Below are 22,194 nucleotides of genomic sequence, written 5' to 3' on the forward strand. Positions count from 1 at the left end.
GGAAGGGGTCAGCGGGCGCGGGCCCCTGCCCGCCAGACGGCGTGGGTCAGCGGGATGCCGGGCCGATAGGCCAGATGGGTGGCGGAGGGTGCGTTGAGCAGGTGCAGGTCCGCGCGGTGCCCGACGGCGATCGAGCCCACGGCGCGTTCCCCGTCGACGTCGTTCCCGGACTCCCGGCGCAGCGCCAGCGCGCCCCCGTACGTCGCGGCGCGGACGGCCTCGTGGACGCTGAGGCGCATCTGGAGCACGGCGGTGGTGACGCAGAATGCCATCGAGCTCGTGTAGGAGGTGCCGGGGTTGCAGTTGGACGCCAGTGCCAGCTGCACGCCGGCGTCGAGCAGCGCCCGGCCGGGAGCCAGCGGCTGGCGGGTGGAGAGGTCACAGGCCGGCAGGCACGTGGCGACGGTTCCCCGCCCGCCGGGGGCCGCGGGGCCGCCGGGGCTCCCGCCTTCGTCCCAGCCGGACCAGCTGCCCGCCAGGGCGTCGATGTCGGCGGCGGAGAGGTAGTTCACGTGGTCCACGCTCGCGGCGCCGAATTCGACCGCGAGCTGCACGCCGGGACCCTCGCCGAGCTGGTTGCCGTGCACGCGCAGCCCGAGCCCGGCGTCCGTGCAGGCCTGGAGCACGCGGCGGGACTGGTCCTCGTTGAAGGCGCCCCGTTCGCAGAAGACGTCCGCCCATTGGACGTAGGGTCGGACGGCGGCGAGCATGGGCCCGCACACCAGCGACGTGTAGTCCTCGGCGTCCATCCCGGCGGGCACCAGGTGCGCGCCCAGATAGGTCACCTCGTCCACCACGGTGGAGGCGATGCGGGCGCTGCGGGCCTCGTTCTCGACGTCGAGGCCGTACCCGGTCTTGGTCTCCAGGTAGGTGGTGCCCTGCGAGACGGCCTCGGCCACGCGGCCCATGGCGAGCCGGGTGAGGTCGAAATCCCCGGTGCTGCGGGTGGCGCCGGTGGTCACGGCGATGCCGCCGGCGCTGTAGCTCTCCCCCGCCATCCGGGCCTCGAACTCGGCCGTGCGGTCCCCGGCGAAGATCAGGTGGGTGTGCGAATCGACCCAGCCCGGCAGGAGGGCCCGGCCGCCCGCGTCCACGGCCTCATCGGCGGCGGGCGCATCGGCCGCCGCCCCGAGCCAGGAAATCCGCTCGCCCTCGATCACCACCGCCGCGTCATGGAGGACGCGGCGGTCCGCGTCCTGGGTCATCAGTTCGGCGATGTTGGTGATCAGGGTGCTCATGGGTCCATTCTTCAGCGCCGGATGGACCACCGGGTCGCGGCCAGCGCCTCCGCCGTCCGGGATGCCGGACCGGGAGCCCGGGCGGCTCCCGCCGGGGGCACGGTGTCCTGCCCACGGCCTTGCCCACGGCCTTGCCCACGGCCTTGCCCACGGCCTTGCCCGGCGAGGATCATCCCGGCGGCGAGCTCGGCGAGGGCGGAGGAAGTCTGGAACCCGTAGCCGCCCTGGCCGGCGAGCCAGAAGAACCCGGTGGCTTCGGCGTCGAACCCCACGACGGGCAGGCCGTCGGCGGCTTGGGTCCGCAGGCCCGTCCACGCCTTGTGGACGCCGCGGATCCCGAGCGTGGTCAGGGTGTTGAGCCGCGCGATCAGCGCCTCGACGTCGCCCGGGTACGGCTGGGCGTCTTCGGGGCCGCTGGGCACGGACTCCGAGGGCGAGATCAGGACCCGTGCGCCGTCGCGCCGGAAATAGAAACTGTCGTCGGCGGCCGCCACCATGGGGGTGGCCGCCGGGAGGGGACGGTCGACGTCGGCGGTGGCCGCCGTCCGCCGGTACGGCTGGAGCCCGAGCTTCTCCACGCCGCTGAGGACGGCCAGCTGGTCAGCCCAGGCGCCGGCCGCATTGACCACGACGGCGGCCTGGAAGCCTTCCTGCCCGGCACCGAGCTCCCAGCCGGAGCCGAGGCGCTGGGCCGAGTGGACCCCGGCGCCGGTGATGATGTCCACGCCGCCGGCCTCGGCGCGCTCGCGGTGGTCCTCCAGCAGCTGGGGCGCGTCGCAGGCATAGGAGCCGGTGTCCAGGCCGGCGGCGCTGAAGGCGTCCGGATTCAGCACCGGGCACAGCTCCATGGCCCGGGCGTGGGTGATCGGGTGCATGTGGCCGCTGGCCCGCTCGCGGACGGAGGCGTCGTCGCCGATCAGCATGAAGCTGCGCGGGGAGAGCACCGGTTCCGGCCGGGTGCCGTCCCGGGCGGCGATCAGTTCGAGCGTGCGCAGCGTCAGCTCCTGCACCAGGGGAGGCCCGTAGCTGGGAATCAGCTGCCGGGCCGAGCGCCCGGAGCTGTGGTACCCGAGCGTCTGCTCGGCTTCCACCAGTGCGACGCTGCATTGTCCGGCCAGGGCCGAGGCGAGGGACAGGCCGGCAATACCGCCGCCGACAATCACGACATCGTAAGTAGCTGACATGATTCCATCCTTGCAGACGCAGGCGCCGGCGGCGCCGTTTGGGGCGCCGTTTGTGGTGCGGTTCCTACGCCGCGGCCGCTGGCGGAAGCAGTTCTCAAAAGATCATCGAATAACGTCGATACAAAGGATCATCATGATTAACAAGCATTCCGAACTGGTCCTGGAAGTCCCGCTGACGACCCGGACACGCCGGAAAAGGACCTGAACGCCGCAGTGGACATGGCGTGTGTGAACAGGCGAGGCACAGTGGAAATCACGGCATCGTCGTCACCCGGCACGGCTCCGCAACTTTCACCGTCCCGGTCAGCGACGACGTGCGTATGGGCAGACGCAGGACAGGCAGCAATGGCTTCCGGAATCCTCTGCGGAAGGCAAGCACCGGGGCCGCGGAGGAAACTGCGCACTCTCATGTGGACTTCAACGCTTGGTGGCGGCGTTCTGTGATCGATGGGTGTCGCTCAACCGGGCTTTGAGTTGTCTTGCATGGCATGGGGTTACGAGGCCCTCGGGTTATGAGACACAGTCCGTCTTGCGGGTCGTCAAGTTCGTTGGATGAGCGACCGGCCGCGTCGTCACTGCACTATTTCCGGCATACCAGGGTTATTAGACGGCTTTGACTGCGCGCTAAAGACTCTCATCAACTCAGCTGAGGTCTCTTCGTCAAGCAACGACGGATTGGCCTCAAGCATCAGCTTGATGCGATCGGTAAACTGCTGAGGCGTCAACTGCTCCATTGTGCTCTGCGTTTCCAAGTGGGCGTCGCCATCCTCGATTCGGGCGCTGGAGAGAATTCGCAGCTGCTCTTCTTTGAAGGCCCCAGCTGCAAGCATCGCCCGAAAACGCTGCTCCCATTCAGCACTCCTCATACTGATCTTGGATTCCGCAACCGCAACCTCCACTGCCGTCGCAGAGGCTACGAAGGTGGCCGGGCTCACAGGGGAAGAAGGGGCGGACGCGGCCCGGTTGTTCGCCTTGCGCGGCGCGGTAACGCGCTTCCACACAGATTTCACGGGTGGAACGGCCTTCTCGTTCCACCAGCGCTTGACGTGCGGCGTCGCCGCTACGACGGCCCAAACGGTGCCTGCCACGATCATTTCAGCGATTTTCTCAGCCAGCTCCCGCTGTTCTGGCGTCAGTTCATGCGACTCTTCTGGCGGCGGTTCACGCGAAGGTTCGTATTCGTAGCTCGGCGAGTAGTCCTGTTCCGGCTCGTCGACCCACCGCCAGGCGGCGTGTCCTTTGAGTTCGTTCGTGCCATCTTCGAAGAGGTGGCCAGTGACGGCACCATCAACTTTGTGTGAAGTCCCGAGGTGCTGGCCTTCGGGAATGATGGGCTGATAGGGCATGTTTCGATAGTACTGGTGGTCTGGCCACCGCGCCGTCGTTATTCGGTTGTCTCGCATCCCTAGCGTTTTGAGGCACTGAGGTTTCGAGACACCGTCTTGAGATGGGAACCCCCTTACGGGCGATCCCTGTAGCGCTGGGCGTACCAAGCGCAGCAGTGACTGCCCGTAGGGGGTGACTGTGGTTCTGGCTAGTGGGTCGCGCCGAGTTCGATGAGGAGGACGCCGCCGATGATGAGGATGATGCCAAAGCTCGTTAGGCACGTGAGGGGATCTTTGAAGAGGAACTTGGAAAGGACGGCGGTAAGGGCGACGCCTGTTGCGGCCCAGATTCCGTAGGCGATGCCAATGGGCATCCCATGAGCGAGGGTGAGGCCGAGCATGCTAAAGGACACCACGTATCCGACCGCAACTGCTGCGTACCAGCGTGTGTTGTCGATGGCTAGGCGGAGGCTGATCGTGCCGGAGACCTCAAACAGGATGGCGCCGGTGAGGAGAAGATAGGACATCAGGCAATCTCTGCCTTCTTGTGGGCGGCCTGGGCTCCGAGCTCCACACACAGGACGCCGGCGATGATGACGATGATTCCGATGCCCATGAGGGCGGTGATCGGTTCTCCGAAGAACAGGAGGGAGCCAACGGCAGTGAGGGCGACACCGGTGGCTCCCCAGATACCGTAGGCAACCCCGAGGGCCATACCCGTGCGGAGTATCTCGGCGAGCAAGACGAATCCGCTGAGGTAGCCGATGATAACGACGACGTAGAGGGCAGGGTGCTCGAGTGCGCCCTTGAGGGCGAGTGAGGCCGTCACTTCGACCAGGATGGCGGGAATTAGGAGTAGCCAGGCCTTAGTGGTGTTGGTCATGGGGTTGGTTCCTTGCATGATGAGCTACTGGGTGATCTGGAGGACGAAGTGGCTCTCGTAGCCACGAACGAGGGAAAGAGTATGTCTGCAAAAGTCAGGCGATGATCCCGTCCTTCACGCTGCAGCAGGAAGCTATCGGTTGCGTAGATGCTTATTCAAGATGATTTTGGCCTAGCGTTCCTTGGGGGTCAGAACTTTGATGTTTGTCTTGAGTTTTAGGCAGCCTTTTGGATTCGGGCATCGTCGATGTAGTTGTTGACGTGGCGGTCGATGGTTGCCAGGGCTTGGCGTAGTGGTGTTGGCGCGGGGACGTTGTCGGCTGCCAGGAGGGGTCGCAGGAGCCGGTTGTGGACCTTGGTGTAGAACAGGGCGACTCGTTGGCCGTCGGCGGTCAGGGTGTAGGTGTTGCTGTGAGGCCGGCGTTCGATGAGTCCATTGCGGCGAAGGCGTGCGAGGTCGTAGCTCATTTGGTTGCTGCTGTAGCCGGTGCCCAGCAGATGGTTCACCCGGGCACGCAGGCTCCGATGGGTGAATCCGAGGGCGGTAAGGCTGACACATAAGGCGCCGAGCAGGGCCATGACCCGGGGGTCGCCGAACCGCAAGGCCGGAGCCCTCTTCCCGTCCGCGGTAAGCGTGGGGAGCGCGACCCGCTCAAAGGCTGGGCTCGCAAGGACACAGCCCTGCCCGACACGTTCAGTATCGAGCAGCCTGCGGTTGATGTCACGGGCTTTGGTCTGCAGCTCGGGCAGATGTTCCAGACGGCGGTGGCAACGCAGGTCATCGGGCGAGTTCACGACGGTTTCGATACGCAGTGCACGGCCGTCTTTGAGGTACTGCTTCACGCGGGAGTGCTTGTAGAACGCGTTGACGGTGACGTCGGTATCCCGGGTGACAATCTTGGTCTTGCAGAGTCCGGGGACGGGCGGGCGTCCGGGACGGCTGTGGGGCGCATGACCGGTGAAGATGAGTTCGACGCTGTCGGGCCGGCCGATATCGAGGTTGTCCGCGACGAGTGCCTCAAAGAAGCCCCGGGCCCGGCGGGGAGCGTCAAAGACCAGGGTCCTCGAGATCTCGACCTGGCGCATGGACAGCTCCCACCAGTACCCGGCGTCCGCGTCGTGATCGGTCAGCGGCAACGGGAGCACGGCGAGCCAGCGTTGGAAGAAAACCTCGATGGTGCCCGGGCCGAGCCGGTCACAGATCTCCTGCAGCGCCTGCGGATCCTCGCAGGCTGCGAATCCGTTGGAGAGTTCAGTGAAGGCGATCCCGGCCTTCACGGCCTGGCGCTTGGCCCACTCGTGGCCATTGATCCAGACCTTGGCCGGATACGGGAAGTACGCGCAGACCTTGACGAACGCCGGGCCGAAGTCGGTATCCCAGAGATAGAAATAGAAGCACGTCACCCGCCGGTCTGCCTTATGGAAGCCAAAACACGGGATTCCATTGGTGCCCTGGCGCTGGGTGGAGGCGAAGACATTCTGGTATTCCTGGGCAACTCCGATCGCTGCGACCCCGGACCGGCCGGTCTTCGCTTGGGCGGCCAGGTACCGGCGCATGACGTCGATCTTCCGGTCCTCCTTGCCGAAGCGGATCAGAGGGACGTGGTTGATCTCGGAGAAGGAATTCACCGATCGGCGAAAGCTCGTACCGATCTTTTCCAGGATTGCCGGGGAAGGGATCCGATAGCCCAGATGCCTGGTCATGAACGAAACGACCTGACCGCTGACCTGCAGGGTCGGGACGTAGCCGTTGAGATAGATCCGGTCCAGGCACTGAATATCCAGGGCCACGTGGCCTTCGAGGAGATCATTGACATTAGCCACCACAATCACCGCGTCCCCTCTACGAGCCTCCGATACACCACCAGAATGCACCGCAGCGGACCGGCCGTCATCAGCGACAGCCAACCACCCACCTCGGCGGTCAGAGGCGAAGCCTCCCTGGAGGGAGGTTCTTTAAGTGATGCGTTTCCTTTCAAAATGCATCGTTGAGGTATGCCCACACGCCTGATTCGTCTGCCCGCCGACGGTGGTACGCCGGCGGGCTCAGTGCCCACTGAGCGATCGGTGTGCGGCCGGTCCTAGCTCAAGATGCATAGTCCGGGCATGCTGAGTGCATGATGACCACCGTCGCGGTACTTTCTACCGGGTACTGCGGCCCCGTGCGGCGGAGGTGATGAGGTCACTCCTGGTCAGCGCCGCGCTCGTACGCAGTGCTTCGGTCCAGGTCGCGGTGTCGGTGACGGCGGCCCAGTTCGAGTGCAGCAGCGCCATGAGGGTCTCGTGGACCTGGCGTGCGGACGCGGTGCCGACGTCGTTGGCGAGGTCGATTGCTCCCGTCGCGTCTGCGAGAACTTCGACGGTGAATCCAAGGGGCTCGGCGGCCGCGGCGGAGGCGATCACGCAGTTGTTTGTCATGTAGCCAACGAGCGTGATCGTGTCGATGCCCTGTTCACGCAACCAGACTTCGAGATCGGTGTCAGCGAAGATGCTGGAGAACTGCTTGCCAACTCGCTTGGCTGCCGCGTCCTCGTGGGCAACTACTTCGGGGTGGTTTTGCCAGGTCGCCGACCCGGACCCGAACACCGGGGCTTCTGCGGGAAGCTCGTGCTGGACGAGCACGACCGGCGTTCCGGTCTGCTCTGCGGCCTTGATCGCGGTCTGGATGCTGGTGATGGATTGGTCACGGTCCGGGTACTGGATCGGAAGCAGTCCGTCGAAGTATTCCTGTTGGGCGTCAATGACGATCAGGGCTCGGTGGGGGGCGGTCATGGGGTTCTCCTTCAAGGGGTGTGTTGTGAACGTCGGAGTGTTGAAATGGCTCTATTGCGCGGTCGCCGGTAGAGGTGCGTTCAGGTGCGGGAGGTCGTAGTGATCGGCGATCAGGGTGATCCCGTGCTGGTCGAGGTTTGTCGAGTGCCCGCCGACGACGAGCATCACCTCATCGACCCCGGTGCGCTCGTGCAGGGCTTCGAGACGGTCGGCGACAGTCGCGGCGGTGCCATGGAAACTGCGGCTGGTGTAGGCGTCGAGGATCTGCCGCTCCTGAAGCGTGGCAGCGTACGCCTCGACCTCGTCCGGGGGCAGGAGCAGGTAGCCCTCGCTCTTGAACATGCGCAGCATCGCCATCGCCGACGTTGCCGCCTGCCGTTTTGCCTCAGCCGGGTCGTCGCTGATCGCGGCGGGTACGCTGACGAGGGTGTGCGGCTCGGCAAGCACGTCGGAGGGCTGGAAGCTCTCACGGTAGAGACGCATGGCCGTGTCGATGTCAGCGTCGCCGAACTGCAACGCGAACGCATACGGCCGGCCGAGCTGCCCGGCCAGTTGTGCTGAGTACGGAGAGGAACCCAGCACCCACACCTCCGAGAAGGTCGAGGGCGCAGGCACCCGGTTTTCCCTTGCCTGCCAAGGGCCGGGAACCGCGTGGACGTCCCGGTAGGGGTGTCCAGGAGGGAACTCGTCACCCAGGAACCCGAGCAACTCGAGCACCTGCTGTGGGAATCCGTCGTTGGCATCCGCGCCCCGACGCAGAGCCGCAGCAGTCGCCCCATCAGTGCCAGGGGCGCGTCCCAGCCCAAGATCGATCCGGCCCGGGGCGAGAGTCTCCAGCATCCCGAACTGCTCGGCGATCAGCAACGGTGCGTGGTTGGGCAGCATTACCCCTCCGGCGCCAAGGCGGATGCTCGTCGTCTCAGCGATGAGGCGGGCGACCATCAACGGAGGTGAAGATACCGAGGTCGCTCCCATCGCATGATGCTCAGACATCCAGAACCGGTGATAACCGCGCTGGTCCGCCGTCCGCGCCAGCGAGATCGTGGCCGCGAGCCCCTCCCCAGCGGTCATCCCCACTCCTGTACCGCCCGCGGAAAGCACGGACAGTGTGAATGGGGCCGTGCCGGCTGCTTGACCGAACGTCACAAGAACTCCTCATGGAAAAACGTGTTTTTTGGCGTGATTGAAGCGTAGCAGTTGCCTCACGCTTAAATGAAACTGATACCATGAGAATCATGCCGGAAACACTGCTAGCAGCCGTACCAGGCGCCGAAGAGCATCCCAGCCTCGCACTGGTCAACAGCGCAAGCGAACTGCCCGGAGGCAAACGCTACGACGAATTGGACGGTCCTGACGACGCCGCGGCTTGGCTGAGAGCACACGATCTCATCGCACCGGACACTGTGCTGCACGAGCACTGCCGGGGCAGGCTCGCAGACCTGCGCGCAGACCTGCGCGATCTATTCACCGCGCACACCACAGGGGACGTCCCCACGACAGCGGCCGTGCAAGCTCTAAATCGTGCGCTGACTTGTGCACCCGGGGCGCTCCTGCTTCAGTTCGACCCGGAGTCAGGGTTTACCCGCAGCGCCAACCACCCCGTGACACAAGTCGTCGAGCACGTCATGGCCGTCATCGCCGACGACGCTGCCTCGCTGCTAACCGGCGACCAAGCATCGGTGCTCGCGTCCTGCGAAGCGGACGGGTGCCAGCGATTCTTCCTCCGCACCCACGCGCGACGGCAATGGTGCTCAACCCGCTGCGGCGACCGAGTCCGCGCCGCACGGGCCTACGCGCGCAAACGCGCGCTACACAGCGCATGAAATCATGTGCTGCCGAAGCCAACCTTCGGCCCGATGGGACAAGCACGCACCGCTTCAAAGTAATTTTGTGAGCGAAGTCCGGCCCACACATCTTCGTAGCAGGCCGCCACGATTGGTTCCGGCTCCAATGGCCGGGGGGTATAAAAAATAAAAGGGCCTGCCGGAGGGACTTCGAGGACGGTGCCAGTTAGTCTCATATCCCTTGAGATATGAGACGTCTCACCGATCGAGCGACTGCTGCGACGGTATTGCTCTAATTTTCGCGGAATCCTGCAAGTTCGTCCGCGGCCAGCGATTCTCGTAACTATGTCTCACAACCTTCTGTTTGAATCGCTGCATCCACCGTTAGTTACGAGACACATCGGAGCAGCCCACGACGAAACTGATCGGTTATGCACGCGTTTCGACGCGGCAGCAGTCCACCGACCGGCAGCAGGCGGATCTTCTGGCCGCCGGCGTCCGACGCGATGACCTCAACGTGGATCACGGTGTGTCCGGGGCGCGAGCTTCACGACCCCAGTTCGATCGGGCACTCGACGCGCTGATCGATGGCGACACCCTCGTCATCACGACGCTGGACCGGCTCGGACGATCCACCCAGAACATGCTCGCCTTCGCCGACGAACTCCGCGACCGAGGCGCGGGCCTGCGCGTCTTGAACCTCGGCGGTGGCGACGTCGACACCGCAACACCCATGGGGTCGATGCTGTTCACGATCATGGCCCGTGACTGTTGGTTGGGAATGGCGGTTAATTCACAGTTGGGAATGGCGGTTTCGGTGTCCCGTATGGGGAACCCTGTGCGGGCAGCCGCGCTCATTAGAGGCAGGCCGCCCCGTACATAGGCACAGAAACGGTGGACGCCTTCCCCGTAGCAGGATCCGTGACTCTGATGACTACGCAGGCTGGCCCTCGGACGAGAGTCATTCCCGGAAACTGGGTTGGACGGTCGGTGCAGGCCGTGACGGTGTAGGAAACCGGCAGTTCGAGCCGGCCCTCACGCAGAGCCTGGCTGGATTCCCAGTCCTTCGCGGAGGCGACGATGATGGCGGCCTCCGCGGGACTGTCGATGCTGATGACCCTCTCGCCCGTTCCGGCGTCAACTGAGATGAGGGTCTTCCACGCCCCATAGTTCTTACCGCCATTCGCCATGTAGGCGTACCCATCCGTGGCGTCTGCTATTGGCCACGAGTAGTTCGGAGGACTGCCTAGCCAGTTCAATGACGAGACCCCATAGGCTTTCGGCGCATCAGGAATGCCGGCCACATTTCCGCACTAACTCGGGTTGACCGCACAGTGTTAACCCTCCCCGACGAGCACAGGTCCAAATAGCCTGCCCCAATGACAACACCCCGGCTGATGGTTCGACAAGCCCGCGTCGACCGCAGGATAAACGCCCTGGGCATCCCGAATGCCGAACGCTATACGCGAACCGACCCGCTGTTATCGTTTGTTATAAAAAATTCCAAAAATAACAATCGATAAAGTGGAGAGAACATGCAGCCGAGTCCCTACACGCCAGGCGAAGTCGCCAACACAGTACCGGGCCGGGCGCCCCAAATCGCCGAGTTCGATGAACGCCTCTCCTTGCTGGTTGACCTGCACCGTTTCATCGGTCGAATCCGAGTTGACCGCGCTCCGCGAGGGCTCGGCAAGACCTCCTTGTTACGCCAGTACCAAATCCGAGCCAAGGAACGCGGTGTGCTCGCCGTGTGGGTGACAGCGGGTGAGGACGTCGGCCTCGTCGCACAGATTGCCTCAGCAATTCGCCAAGACACGCAGACCTGGCGCGGTGAAACCCGCACCAAACTCCACAAGATGCTCGAAGCCCTGACCGTTAGCGTCGGGATCCCCGGAATCGCCAAGGTGGACGCGACGATCCGCCGCCAGCCGGTCGAGACGGCACCCGTCGGGGTCCGTGAATTCGAAAATGTCATCCGGACAGCAGCCGGATCCGATGAGAACACCGGGCTGATCCTCCTCATCGACGAGATCCAAGCAGCCGACCCAGCCGGCCTGCGCACCCTCGCCTACGCCTGGCAGCACCTCCAAGCCGAAGGTGCCGACGTGCCGGCCGCGGTGTTTGCTGCCGGCCTGCCGGACGCACCCGGGAAAATCGCCTCCGTGGTCACCTTCACTGAGCGCATCGCCTACCGACCCCTGCAAATCCTCACCCCCGACGCCGAGGAGATCGCCATCAGCGTACCCGCACGGAAAATCGGTGTGACTTGGCAGCCCGATGCACTGCACGAAGCTCTGGAGATTGCCCGTGGATACCCATATTCGGTTCAACTCATTGCTGACGCTTCCTGGTCCGCCGCCGGCAGGCCGGATCCCGGCGCCACGATCACCCTCGACCACGTTCGGCACGGAGGCGAGGCCATGAAAGTCGACCTTGAGGCTCTATTCCGCGCGCGATGGGCGAACGCCACTCCACAGGAGCGCGAGCTGATGTCGGCAATGGCCGCACTCGGCGACGCCGCCGTTAAGCGATCCGACGTCGCACACCAGATGAACGTCACAACTGCCAGCCTCTCGATGCCCCGAGCACGACTAATCGATAAAGGATTCATTCAAGCTGCGGAACGCGGAGAGTTGGAGTTCACGATTCCCGGATTCGCGGCCTTCATCCGCACTCTCGACGACTGACTGGAAGTAGACCTACGCTCACACCTCCCTGACCCGTTTGGGCAGGTTTGATTTAAGCAACGAGTTTTGAGCGGTTGGGCGCCCTGGAATTCCGCGGGTGCTTGTGACTGCTACTTCGTTTGGCGGTAAATCGCAGCTTGAAATGGCGGTTTTGCCGTTCCGTTTGCGGAACCCCGAGCGGGCGGTTTCCCGGCGGGTGTAGTGCGACACCTGAGCCGGCGAATTCCACTACTGCCAGCCGGTGACTTGGGTGAGGACACCGCGGCAAGCGGACGTGCATCCGGCGGTCCTCAACAGCGCCGGCGGCACCGACCATACGGACCTGACTCGTCCCCGTCAGCCGATCCCCCCGCCGGGACCCCGAGCCGCCAGATAGCAGCGACAGACGACCGCGGCGTGCTATATGGTCGGAGACATGGCAGTTCAGCGGATTGACAACGTCGGCATCGTCGTCGACGACCTGGACGCCGCTGTCGCGTTCTTCACCGAGCTCGGCATGGAGCTGGAAGGCAGGGGGCCGATCGAAGGCCTCTGGGCGGACCGCACCGTCGGACTCGACGGCGTCCGGAGCGACATCGCGATGATGCGGACCCCGGACGGCCACAGCAAGTTGGAGCTGACCAAGTACCACACCCCCGCGGCGTCCGGCGCCGAGCCGGAGAACCTGCCGCCCAACACGCTGGGTCTGCATCGCGTCATGTTCGCCGTCGACGACATCGATGACACCATCGCCCGCCTGCGCGCCCACGGCGCCGAACTCCTCGGCGAGGTGGCACAGTACGAGACCATCTTCCGGCTCTGCTACCTCCGCGGCCCCGCGGGCATCATCGTCGCCCTGGCCGAACAGATCGGCTGACGCGAGCCCGCCGCGGGAATGGAGCCTGCAAAGGCGACGTCGTCGTACCCAGTTGTGAACTGCCGTCATGATCTGCCCCGCGCTCAACCTCAACGAGCCGAAGCCTCGAGCACCAACAGCAAGAACGTGGTCGGCACAGCGCACGCACTGCGCGAACTCCGCCCCCGCCTCGACGGTGAGTCGCTGGTGAAAGACTCTCCCGGCTACGCCCACGCGACCCGAACCTTCAACGGCCGCCGCCGGCATTTGCAGCCCGCCATCGTCGTGCAGTGCGCCTCCAGTCGCGACGTCCGCGAGAGTGCATGACCCGGTCACTGGGCGGCGAGGGCCTCTTCCAGTCCGTTCAGGATCAGGTCGAGTCCGTACTCGAATTCCTCTCCGTAGTCGTAGCCGGGCTTCATGACGTGGTCCGTGACGAACTCTGCCAGGTTCGGATAGTCGTTGGCGGGGAACGGCTCGAACATGTCCTGGGCCATCGCCGCCATTTCGCCTGTGGTCTCGAACGGGATGTTCATCTTCGTCAAGGCGTATCCGTAGATGTACCCGTCGAGGAGTGAATAGGCGTGGGCCACCATCGCGATGTCGAAACCGGCCGAGCGTAGCTTGCCGATGACCGCATCATGATGGCGCAGGTTCGCCGGCCCGGGACGTCTCCGGGACTCCATCAGGCCGATGGCCCAGCGGTGGCGCGCGAGGACATCGCGGAGCGACAGTGCCCGGTCCCGCATAGCTGACTTCCAGTGCGCACCGCCTAAGGGAAGAGCAATCTCGCTGAACAGAACATCGATCATCGCATCGATAAGGTCGTCCCTGTTTGCGACGTGGCGGTACAGGGACATGGGACCGACCTGCAGCATTCCGGCAACCTGGCGCATGGTCAGCGCGTCCAGCCCGGCTGAGTCTGCATGCTGAATCGCCGCATGCACTACGCGCTGCCGGCTTAGGGCTGGGCGCGGATCTTCACGCTTCATCGCCGTTGTGGACATTGGCACTCCTCTGTTCTGTCGACAGTCAAAAATACCTTTAACCCCGGCCTGTGTACTTTGTACGCTCCAGCATATACATTGTACGCAAGACGTGGCGACGTCCACGTATTTCATTCGAAAGGAACGTCATGAAGTCTCCGAACGGAATATTCGCCGAGCAGCCCCCCGGGATGGCGCCGGCCTCACCCAAGCGCCTGGCAAGGATCGCGGGTATCTTCTACCTCGTCGTGGGTATTACAGGAGGCTTCTCCGAGGGTTTCGTCGATCCCTCCCTGTATGTCGCCGGTGACGCGGCCGCCACATCCGCGAACGTAGTGGCCAACGAGGGGCTCATGCGCTTTGCCGTTATCGCCCACCTCACGGATGCCGTCTTCTTCCTGCTCACCGCGGTGACGCTCTACCTGTTGCTCAAGCACGTTGGCAAGCACGCGGCCCGCCTCATGGTGGTGGCAGTGATACTCGCCGCCGGCATCATCTCCATCAGCGCCGTCTTCACGTTCGTGGCGATGCAGGTCGCGGCGGACAGTTCCTACGAGACCGCTTTCGGGCCCTTAGGGTCCAGCGCGCTCGTGCTGCTCCTACTGGAAATCAAGCACTTCACCGTTCTTGCCGCCCAGGTCTTTTTCGGCCTCTGGCTGGCGCCGTTGGGGTATCTCGCGTACAAGTCACGGCTGTTTCCCAAGGCACTCGGCATCATCCTGATACTCGCCACGGCCAGCTACCTGGTTGACGTCGTCGTGGCGTTCCTGCTCCCCGGACTCGCTGAGCAGATCCACGTCTACCTGGGCATCGTGCCCGCCATCGCAGAGATCTGGATGGTCCTGTACCTGCTCATCGTGGGCGTACGCTCTCCGCGCCCCACAGATCGGACGCCTGCCGTGGAAGCAGCGCCGGTCCCCGTCTCGAGTTGATCAAGAGCCCGAGTCACTCCCGCAACTTCAGCCGGGAATCGACCGTCACACCCCAAAACCCAGGAGAACAGCATGCAGGCAATCACCAGCCGCACCTACGGCGAACCATCGGTCATACACATCGAAGAACTCCCCGCCCCCGTCCCGAAAAGCGGCGAACTGCTGATCCGCAACCATGCAACGGTCGTCTCAGGGGCGGAATCCACCGCACGCAGCGGCGAGGACCTCTTCGCCCGGCCATTTACCGTTGCGATTCACACCTTTGAACGAGCCGGCCGGGTTGTAGCGATATCGGTCGATTTTGACACGTCCGTTGATGGTACGGACCCTTGCCCCTAGTCAGCGGCCACCGCCGCGCGGCTGCGGACGAAGGCCTGGACGCAGGTTTCCACGTCCGCCGCGCTGTGGGCGGCGGAGAGCTGGACGCGGATCCGCGCGGCACCCTTGGGCACCACTGGGTAGCTGAACGCGGTCACGAAGACGCCCTCGTGCAGCATCGCGTCCGCCACCCTGGCCGCCAGGACAGCGTCGCCGAACATGACCGGGACAATGGCGTGTTCGCCGGGGAGCAGCTCGAAGCCCTCCTCCGTCATGCGGTTGCGGAAGAGCTCGGCGTTGGCGAAGAGCCTGCCGCGCAGCTCGCCGGAGTTCTCGACGAGATCCAGGGCCTTCAGCGTGGCCGCCACGATCGCCGGGGCCAGCGAGTTGGAGAACAGGTACGGGCGCGCCTTCTGCCGCAGCATGGCCACGACCTCGCGCCGGCCCGAGGCGTACCCGCCGGAGGCTCCGCCGAGGGCCTTGCCGAAGGTGCCGGTGTAGATGTCCACCCGGTCCGAGACGCCGGCGTGTTCCGGGGTCCCCGCGCCCGTGGCGCCCATGAAGCCCACGGCGTGGGAGTCGTCCACCATGACCAGGGCGTCATACTTTTCGGCGAGGTCGCAGATCGCTTCGAGCGGCGCGAGGAAGCCGTCCATCGAGAAGACGCCGTCGGTGACGATGATCTTGCGGCGCGCGGGGTTCTCCTGGGTGGTGGCCTGGATCAGCTTCGATTCCAGGTCCGCCATGTCCTGGTTGGCGTAGCGGAAGCGCTGGGCCTTGCAGAGCCGGATGCCGTCGATGATGGAGGCGTGGTTGAGCGCATCGGAGATGACGGCGTCCTCCGGGCCGAAGAGGGACTCGAACACGCCCCCGTTGGCGTCGAAGCAGCTGGAGAACAGGATGGTGTCCTCGGTGCCGAGGAACTTCGAGACGCGGGCTTCCAGGGCCAGGTGCAGGTCCTGGGTGCCGCAGATAAACCGCACGCTGGCCATGCCGAAGCCGCGCTCGTCCATCGCGGCCTTGGCGGCGGCGATGATCTCCGGGTGGTCCGCGAGGCCCAGGTAGTTGTTGGCGCAGAAGTTCAGGACGTCCGTGCTGGACCCGCCGATCTGCCCTGCCCTGATGTGGCTGGCCTGGGGCGAATCGATGGGCCGCTCGGTCTTGAACAGGCCGGCGCTGCGGATCCCGTCCAGCTCGTGCTGCAACTGGTCCTTGATGGCTGAATACATTTGTTGTGCTCCTCGGCTGGTTGGAAAGTGTGTTCCGAAACGGTGCGGGCCTAGAATCCGGTCCAGTCCAGGACCACCTTGCCGCCCACGCCGGCGCGGGCGATCTCGAAGCCCTTCTCCCAGTCCGTGGCGGGCAGCGTGTCCGTGACGACGGCGGAGATGTTGGCGTGCAGCACCGGGTTGGAGGACAGCATGGCGCTCATGGCGTACCAGGTCTCGAACATTTCGCGGCCGTAGATGCCCTTCAGGGTCAGCATATGCGTGACCACCTTGCCCCAGTCGATGTCGATGGACTGGCTGGGCAGCCCCAGCATCGCGATCCGGCCGCCGTGGTTCATGTTCTCGATCATCTCAGGCAGCGCCGTCGGGTGCCCGGACATTTCCAGGCCGATGTCGAAGCCCTCGCGCATGCCCAGTTCGCGCTGGGCTTCCCGGACGCGCATCCGGGAGACATCGATTGCGAGGTCGACGCCGAGCTTCCGGGCCAGCTCCAGCCGCGGCGCGGAGACGTCGGTGATGGCGATCTTGCGGGCGCCGGCGTGGCGGGCGACGGCGATGGCCATCAGCCCGATCGGCCCGGCGCCGGTGATCAGCACGTCCTCGCCGACGAGGGGGAAGCTCAGGGCGGTGTGCACGGCGTTGCCGAAGGGGTCGAAGATGGCGCCGAGCTCAGGCGTCACAGACGGGTCCTGGTGCACCCAGACGTTGGTCTCGGGGATCACGACGTACTCGGCGAAGGCGCCGTCGCGCTGGACGCCGACGCTGACGGTGTTGATGCACATCTGCCGGCGGCCCGCGCGGCAGTTCCGGCAGATGCCGCACACGATGTGGCCTTCGCCGGAGACGCGGTCCCCGACCTTGGCGTCCCGGACGTCCTCGCCGATCTCCACGACCTCGCCGTAGAACTCGTGGCCGGCGATCAGCGGGGCGTTGATGATGCCCTGCGCCCAGGCGTCCCAGGACTGGATGTGCAGGTCGGTGCCGCAGATCCCGGTGGTCAGTACGCGGATCTTGACGTCCGCCGGGCCGGCCTGCGGCTCCGGGCGGTCGACCAGCTCAAATCCCGCGTGGGCGCCGGACTTGTAGAGAGCCTTCATGGGCCTTCCTATCTGTTCTTGTGAAAGACGTGGGTGGTTCAACCCACCTCATTAGACCGGCTCAAAAGCATTAGCACAACAGGATTTTTCTCAATCGACGGTGTAGCTTTTGCTTCCGCATAGAATGGGGGCATGGAAATCCACCAGCTGGAAATGCTCCGGGAACTCGGGGCGCTGGGCAGCGTGAAAGCCGTCGCCGAGACCCTGCGCGTCACGCCGTCGGCGGTCTCCCAGCAGCTGGCCGCCCTGCAGAAGTCCGTGGAGGTCCCGCTGACGCGCAAGGAGGGCCGCAACCTGGTCCTCACCGGGGCCGGGCAGGTGCTCGCGGACGCCGGGGCCGCCGTCGTCAGTGCCATGGCGGACGCCAAGCTGGCGATCGGCGCGTACCACGGTTCCCCGGTGGCGCCGGTGACGCTCTGCGGTTTCCACAGCGTGGGGCAGGCGCTGTTCGCGCCGCTCGCCCGGCTGCTGGCCGCCCCCGGGCAGCCGCGGATCCTGCTCTCGGACGAGGACGTGGCGCAGCAGGACTTCCCGGCCCTGACGGCCCGCTACGACCTGGTGCTGGCGCACCGGATGGACCACAGCCCGGGCTGGCCGGAGGAACGCGTCGCGGTGATCCCGCTCGCGCACGAGCCGCTGGATGTGGCGCTGCCGGCCGGGCACCGGCTGGCGGGCCAGCGCGCGGTGACGGCGGACGACGTCGTCGGCGAACCCTGGGTGAGCAGCCGCACCGGCTACTCCCCCGCGGACGTGCTCGCCGCCGTCGCGGCCGTCTCCAGCCGGGAACTGAATATTGTCCACCGGATCAACGACTACTCCACGGTCGCGGCGCTCGTGGCGACCGGGAGCGTGATCGGCCTGCTCCCGCGGCATACGGCCCGGCCGGTGCTGGACCCGGGGATCGTGCTGCGGCCGCTGGAGGGCATCAGCACCCGGCGGCGGATCGACCTCCTGGCCCGGCCGGAAAACCTGAAACGCAAGTCGGTCATGATGGTCTGCGACGCGCTGCAGGCCATCATGACCGATCTTGTCTCCTGACCCCTCCTGACCCAAGTAGCTCGCAGTTGTTGTCGTTTTGAGGGCTCAAAACGACAACAACTGCGAGCTACTTGGGCGGGGGCCCGTCACGCCGTCGGCGTCAGCTCGGCAGCGGGGACGACGACGGCGCCGCTCGCCGTCGTGTCCGGGTTCAGCATCCAGCCGACGCGCTTGGCGGCGCTGAGCACCACGACGCTCTCCACGAGCTCGATGCCCGGGATCCGCTGCTGGAGTGCGAGTTCGGCGTTCATCACATCGGCCAGGGAATGCAGCCACATGAGGATGACAAAGTTGGTGCGTCCCGTGGTGGAGGCGCTGAGCCTGATGTTGCGGAAGCTGCGCAGCTCGGCCGCTGCGGCCTCGTGCTGGCCGGGCGGCACGTTGGCGAACCACTGGCACGTGACCGGATAGCCCGAGTATTTCTGCGCGATTTCGCAGCGGAAGGAGAGCATCTGGCTGGACAGCACCCGGTTCAGCTGCCGCTGGACGGTGGCCGGGTTGCGGTTCAGCCCGCGGGCGATGTCCGCAGCTGTGGCCCTCCCGTCCTGCGCCAGGAAGGGAACCAGGTCCAGATGGCTCTGCGGGAGCGGGGCGCCCGGGGTGGAGGGAGGTGCCGAGCCGGACGCCTCGGGCCCGGCCAGGGCTTTGAAGGCGCTCTGCTGCGCCTTGTCCAGGACGTTGAGCCGCCACGCATAGCCGCCGGAGTGCAGCCGGGTGCACAGGGACGTGCGGTACTTCAGGAGGCCGGGGATCTCCTTGAAGCGCGGCACCACTATTTCACTGAACCGGGCGAGGGTGGGCGTGATGACGGTCAGCATGAGGTCACGGTTGCTGGCGGCCTCCTCCACCGTGACCACTTCCGGGATGGCGGCAAGCGCTGCGGTGACCTCGTCCCGCAGCCGCATCTCGCAGTCGACGTCCACCAGCGCCAGGCACATCTGCTTGGGATCGCCCATCAGGTGCGCCGTGGTCCAGGCTGCGCCGGAGGCCCGCAGCCGCTCCCAGCGTGCGGCCAGGGTGGTGGCGTGGACGCCGAGGATGCCCGCGGCGTCGGACCAGCTGATCCGCGGTGCGATCTGCAGCGCATTAATCAGGTCAAGATCGTCCTCGCTGAGTTCCATCTGGCAACACCCCCAATCCAATGCGTGAATCCTGCAAGAACCATCATACTTTTGATTTTTTCCAGCCATTTCCGCCCCTGTGAATCAAGTCACTCCACAATAGGTAGTAGGTCACATACCGATCGTTCAGGAAACAGGAGAGCTTATGTCGATTACCGCCGACGCCAAGGAACTGCAGGGCGATATCGCCCGGTTCCGCCACGAGCTGCATCAGGAGCCGGAGATCGGCCTGGACCTCCCCCGGACCCAGGAAAAAGTCCTCAAGGCGCTCGAGGGCCTGCCGTTTGAGATCACCCTCGGGAAGAGCACGACGTCGGTCACCGCGGTCCTGCGCGGCGGCGCGCCGCACGCAACGGCTGCTAAGCCCGTTGTCCTGCTGCGCGCGGACATGGACGGCCTCCCCGTCCAGGAACGCACCGGCGTCGGGTTCTCCTCCAGGATCGACGGCGCCATGCACGCCTGCGGCCACGACCTCCACACCTCGATGCTGGCCGGAGCCGCCACCCTGCTGGCCGAACGCCGGGAGCGGCTGGCCGGCGACGTCGTCCTGATGTTCCAGCCGGGCGAGGAGGGTTTCGACGGCGCCGGCCACATGATCCGCGAAGGCGTCCTGGACGCAGCCGGCCGCCGGGCCGACGCCGCCTACGGCATGCATGTGTTCTCCGCGCTGGAACCATACGCCCAGTTCTGCACCAAGCCGGGCGTCATCATGAGCGCCTCGGACGGGCTCTTCGTCACGGTCCTGGGCGCCGGCGGCCACGGCTCCGCCCCGCACTCCGCCAAGGACCCCGTCACGGCCGTCGCCGAAATGGTGACGGCCCTGCAGGTGATGATCACCCGCCAGTTCAACATGTTCGATCCCGTGGTCCTCACCGTCGGCCTCCTGCAGGCCGGCACCAAGCGCAACGTCATCCCCGAATCCGCGCGCTTCGAAGCCACCATCCGCACCTTCTCGGACGCATCCCGGGAACGGATGATGACCGCCATTCCGGTCCTCCTTAAGGGCATCGCCGCCGCCCACGGCCTGGAGGTGGACGTCGACTACCGGGGCGAATACCCGCTCAGCGTCACGGATGAAGACGAGACGCGCACGGCCGAGAAGACCATCGCGAACCTGTTCGGCGAATCCCGCCTCACCCGCTGGGCCACCCCGCTCAGCGGCTCGGAGGACTTCTCCCGGGTGATGGCGGAGGTGCCCGGCACCTTTATCGGGCTCAGTGCCGTCGCCCCCGGCGCGGACCACACAGCCACACCGTTCAACCACTCCCCCTACGCCACCTTTGACGACGGCGTCCTGTCCGACGGCGCGGCGCTCTACGCAGAGCTCGCCGTCTCCCGCATCGCGGCCCTTGCCGCCGCCGGCAACTGACCATCCCCACCACCACTTGGAGCACGACATGACCGCCACCGTAGGCCCTTCAGCCACAGTCCAGGTTCACAAGTCCCACCTGCGCACACTCATCGGCACCGGCATCGGCAACGCCGTCGAATGGTACGACTGGGCCATCTACGCCACGTTCTCGCCCTTCATTGCCGGCGCCCTGTTCAGCAACGCGGACCCGACGTCGGCCGTCCTCTCCACGCTGGCGATCTTCGCCGTCGGCTTCGTCGCCCGCCCCTTCGGCGGCTTCGTCTTCGGCTGGATCGGCGACCGGATCGGCCGCAAGACGTCCATGACCTTCGCCGTCGGCCTCGCGGCCCTCGGCAGCCTGCTCATCGGGATCGCGCCGACCTTCGCGGCCGTCGGCGCCTTCGCCTCCGTGATGCTGCTGGTGGCCCGCCTCATCCAGGGCCTGGCCCACGGCGGCGAACTGCCGTCTTCGCAGACGTACCTGTCCGAGATGGCCCCCAAGGAAAAGCGCGGCTTCTGGGCGACGCTCATCTACACTTCCGGCACCGTAGGCATCCTCGCCGGCACGCTGCTGGGCGCCATCCTGACCGGGGTCCTCAGCAAGACGGACATGAACGCCTGGGGCTGGCGCATCCCGTTCCTCATCGGCGGGGTCATGGGCGTCTACGCCCTGGTCATGCGTGCCCGCATGAAGGAAACCGAGGCCTTCGAGGCTGAGGCGCCGGACGAGAAGCACGAGCCCATGTGGCCGCAGATCTTCAGGCACCGCAAGCAGGCCCTGCAGGTCATCGGCCTGACCGTCGGCCTCACGGTGTCCTACTACATCTGGGGTGTTGTGACTCCGAGCTACGCCGCCAGCACGCTCAAGATGGACCGCGGAGAGGCCCTGTGGGCCAGTGTGATCGCCAACATCCTCTTCATCGCCGCCCTGCCGTTCTGGGGCAAGCTGTCCGACCGCATCGGCCGCAAGCCAGTCATGATCATGAGCGCCGCCGGCGCCGCGCTGCTGTTTTTCCCGATGACCTGGCTCCTGAAGGACTCCCCCTGGCAGCTGGCCGTGAGCATGTCCGTGATGCTGTTCTTCATCGCGGGCAGTGCAGCCATCGTCCCGGCCGTCTACGCCGAGCTCTTCCCCACCAAGATCCGCACCATCGGCGTCGGCATCCCGTACTCCATCTGCGTGGCGGTCTTCGGCGGCACGGCCCCGTACCTGCAAAGCTGGCTCGGCACCATCGGCCAGGCCACCCTGTTCAACGTCTACGCGGTGGTCCTGCTGCTCATCAGCATCGGGTTTGTCTTCACCATCCCGGAGACCAAGGGCAAGGACCTGACGCACTAAGCCCTTCGCCCCGGCCCCGCCCAACTGGCTCGCATTCGTTGTCGTTTTGAGGGCTCAAAACGACAACGAATGCGAG

The 22,194-nt window shown here is 65.4% G+C and carries 22 protein-coding genes and 1 pseudogene; 10 read left to right on the plus strand and 13 right to left on the minus strand.

From position 1 onward, the window contains the following. Positions 1-8: 8 nt before the first annotated feature. The 8 genes from ACQCSZ_RS12995 to ACQCSZ_RS13030 all read right to left on the minus strand — a co-directional run bounded on the left by ACQCSZ_RS12995 (position 9) and on the right by ACQCSZ_RS13030 (position 8,547). The gene (locus ACQCSZ_RS12995; protein WP_427004190.1) at positions 9-1,238 is read right to left on the minus strand and encodes an imidazolonepropionase; all 1,230 of its coding nucleotides are present in this window, start codon (positions 1,236-1,238) and stop codon (positions 9-11) included. A gap of 11 nt (positions 1,239-1,249) precedes the next feature. Next, positions 1,250-2,422, minus strand: coding sequence for an NAD(P)/FAD-dependent oxidoreductase (locus ACQCSZ_RS13000; protein WP_427004191.1), 1,173 nt, complete (start codon positions 2,420-2,422; stop codon positions 1,250-1,252). 572 nt (positions 2,423-2,994) lie between these two features. After that, positions 2,995-3,768 carry a hypothetical protein gene (locus ACQCSZ_RS13005; RefSeq protein WP_427004192.1) on the minus strand — a complete coding sequence of 258 codons (774 nt, stop codon included), beginning with the start codon at positions 3,766-3,768 and terminating at the stop codon, positions 2,995-2,997. 188 nt (positions 3,769-3,956) lie between these two features. After that, positions 3,957-4,274: a DMT family transporter gene (locus ACQCSZ_RS13010; protein WP_427004193.1), complete on the minus strand. Its 318-nt coding sequence runs from the start codon at positions 4,272-4,274 to the stop codon at positions 3,957-3,959. Continuing rightward, complete coding sequence (locus ACQCSZ_RS13015; protein WP_427004194.1) at positions 4,274-4,630, minus strand: DMT family transporter; 357 nt, start codon at positions 4,628-4,630, stop codon at positions 4,274-4,276. The genes ACQCSZ_RS13010 and ACQCSZ_RS13015 overlap by 1 nt, the downstream gene beginning before the upstream one ends. A gap of 215 nt (positions 4,631-4,845) precedes the next feature. Further along, a complete protein-coding gene (locus tag ACQCSZ_RS13020; RefSeq protein ID WP_427004195.1) occupies positions 4,846-6,453 on the minus strand; it encodes a hypothetical protein in 1,608 nt (535 codons plus the stop codon). A gap of 318 nt (positions 6,454-6,771) precedes the next feature. Then, positions 6,772-7,401, minus strand: a complete 630-nt coding sequence (locus ACQCSZ_RS13025) for a cysteine hydrolase family protein (protein WP_427004196.1) — start codon at positions 7,399-7,401, stop codon at positions 6,772-6,774. 51 nt (positions 7,402-7,452) lie between these two features. Continuing rightward, on the minus strand, positions 7,453-8,547 hold the full coding sequence (locus tag ACQCSZ_RS13030) for an LLM class flavin-dependent oxidoreductase (protein ID WP_427004197.1): 1,095 nt from the start codon (positions 8,545-8,547) through the stop codon (positions 7,453-7,455). A gap of 80 nt (positions 8,548-8,627) precedes the next feature. Between ACQCSZ_RS13030 and ACQCSZ_RS13035 the strand changes: the two genes are divergently transcribed. Continuing rightward, a complete protein-coding gene (locus ACQCSZ_RS13035) occupies positions 8,628-9,224 on the plus strand; it encodes a CGNR zinc finger domain-containing protein (protein ID WP_427004198.1) in 597 nt (198 codons plus the stop codon). Between the two features lie 382 nt (positions 9,225-9,606). Continuing rightward, positions 9,607-9,948, plus strand: a pseudogene (locus ACQCSZ_RS13040) (recombinase family protein); the annotation flags it as partial. Between the two features lie 94 nt (positions 9,949-10,042). Here the strand turns inward: ACQCSZ_RS13040 and ACQCSZ_RS13045 are convergent. Then, a complete protein-coding gene (locus tag ACQCSZ_RS13045) occupies positions 10,043-10,375 on the minus strand; it encodes a hypothetical protein (protein WP_427004199.1) in 333 nt (110 codons plus the stop codon). Between the two features lie 345 nt (positions 10,376-10,720). Between ACQCSZ_RS13045 and ACQCSZ_RS13050 the strand changes: the two genes are divergently transcribed. The 3 genes from ACQCSZ_RS13050 to ACQCSZ_RS13060 all read left to right on the plus strand — a co-directional run bounded on the left by ACQCSZ_RS13050 (position 10,721) and on the right by ACQCSZ_RS13060 (position 13,034). Continuing rightward, positions 10,721-11,872 carry an ATP-binding protein gene (locus tag ACQCSZ_RS13050; protein WP_427004200.1) on the plus strand — a complete coding sequence of 384 codons (1,152 nt, stop codon included), beginning with the start codon at positions 10,721-10,723 and terminating at the stop codon, positions 11,870-11,872. Between the two features lie 415 nt (positions 11,873-12,287). Further along, on the plus strand, positions 12,288-12,728 hold the full coding sequence (locus tag ACQCSZ_RS13055; protein WP_427004201.1) for a VOC family protein: 441 nt from the start codon (positions 12,288-12,290) through the stop codon (positions 12,726-12,728). 126 nt (positions 12,729-12,854) lie between these two features. Further along, positions 12,855-13,034 carry a hypothetical protein gene (locus tag ACQCSZ_RS13060; protein ID WP_427004202.1) on the plus strand — a complete coding sequence of 60 codons (180 nt, stop codon included), beginning with the start codon at positions 12,855-12,857 and terminating at the stop codon, positions 13,032-13,034. 5 nt (positions 13,035-13,039) lie between these two features. Here ACQCSZ_RS13060 and ACQCSZ_RS13065 read toward each other — a convergent pair whose 3' ends face one another. After that, positions 13,040-13,714: a TetR/AcrR family transcriptional regulator gene (locus ACQCSZ_RS13065; RefSeq protein WP_427004203.1), complete on the minus strand. Its 675-nt coding sequence runs from the start codon at positions 13,712-13,714 to the stop codon at positions 13,040-13,042. A 128-nt stretch (positions 13,715-13,842) separates the two neighbouring features. On the opposite strand from ACQCSZ_RS13065, the gene ACQCSZ_RS13070 reads away from it, so the two are divergent. Both ACQCSZ_RS13070 and ACQCSZ_RS13075 read left to right on the plus strand, forming a co-directional pair. After that, positions 13,843-14,625 carry a DUF4386 domain-containing protein gene (locus tag ACQCSZ_RS13070; RefSeq protein WP_427004204.1) on the plus strand — a complete coding sequence of 261 codons (783 nt, stop codon included), beginning with the start codon at positions 13,843-13,845 and terminating at the stop codon, positions 14,623-14,625. 72 nt (positions 14,626-14,697) lie between these two features. After that, the gene (locus tag ACQCSZ_RS13075; protein WP_427004205.1) at positions 14,698-14,964 is read left to right on the plus strand and encodes a hypothetical protein; all 267 of its coding nucleotides are present in this window, start codon (positions 14,698-14,700) and stop codon (positions 14,962-14,964) included. On the opposite strand, the gene ACQCSZ_RS13080 is transcribed toward ACQCSZ_RS13075, so the two are convergent. After that, complete coding sequence (locus ACQCSZ_RS13080; RefSeq protein ID WP_427004206.1) at positions 14,961-16,172, minus strand: glycine C-acetyltransferase; 1,212 nt, start codon at positions 16,170-16,172, stop codon at positions 14,961-14,963. The two genes, ACQCSZ_RS13075 and ACQCSZ_RS13080, sit on opposite strands and share 4 nt — an antisense overlap. A gap of 50 nt (positions 16,173-16,222) precedes the next feature. Further along, positions 16,223-17,269 carry an L-threonine 3-dehydrogenase gene (tdh, locus tag ACQCSZ_RS13085; protein ID WP_427004207.1) on the minus strand — a complete coding sequence of 349 codons (1,047 nt, stop codon included), beginning with the start codon at positions 17,267-17,269 and terminating at the stop codon, positions 16,223-16,225. 132 nt (positions 17,270-17,401) lie between these two features. Here tdh and ACQCSZ_RS13090 point away from each other — a divergent pair, with 132 nt between their 5' ends. Beyond that, entirely contained in the window at positions 17,402-18,307 is a 906-nt protein-coding gene (locus ACQCSZ_RS13090) for a LysR family transcriptional regulator (RefSeq protein WP_427004208.1), read from the plus strand. Between the two features lie 86 nt (positions 18,308-18,393). Here ACQCSZ_RS13090 and ACQCSZ_RS13095 read toward each other — a convergent pair whose 3' ends face one another. Further along, a complete protein-coding gene (locus tag ACQCSZ_RS13095) occupies positions 18,394-19,428 on the minus strand; it encodes an Lrp/AsnC family transcriptional regulator (RefSeq protein WP_427004209.1) in 1,035 nt (344 codons plus the stop codon). 145 nt (positions 19,429-19,573) lie between these two features. Here ACQCSZ_RS13095 and ACQCSZ_RS13100 point away from each other — a divergent pair, with 145 nt between their 5' ends. Both ACQCSZ_RS13100 and ACQCSZ_RS13105 read left to right on the plus strand, forming a co-directional pair. After that, positions 19,574-20,797 (plus strand): M20 metallopeptidase family protein, encoded by a 1,224-nt coding sequence (locus ACQCSZ_RS13100; protein WP_427004210.1) that lies wholly within the window; start codon positions 19,574-19,576, stop codon positions 20,795-20,797. Positions 20,798-20,825: 28 nt separating this feature from the next. Next, positions 20,826-22,118 carry an MFS transporter gene (locus ACQCSZ_RS13105; RefSeq protein ID WP_427004211.1) on the plus strand — a complete coding sequence of 431 codons (1,293 nt, stop codon included), beginning with the start codon at positions 20,826-20,828 and terminating at the stop codon, positions 22,116-22,118. Positions 22,119-22,194 lie beyond the last annotated feature (76 nt).

Source organism: Pseudarthrobacter sp. H2, assembly GCF_050157045.1.
Lineage (GTDB): Bacteria > Actinomycetota > Actinomycetes > Actinomycetales > Micrococcaceae > Arthrobacter.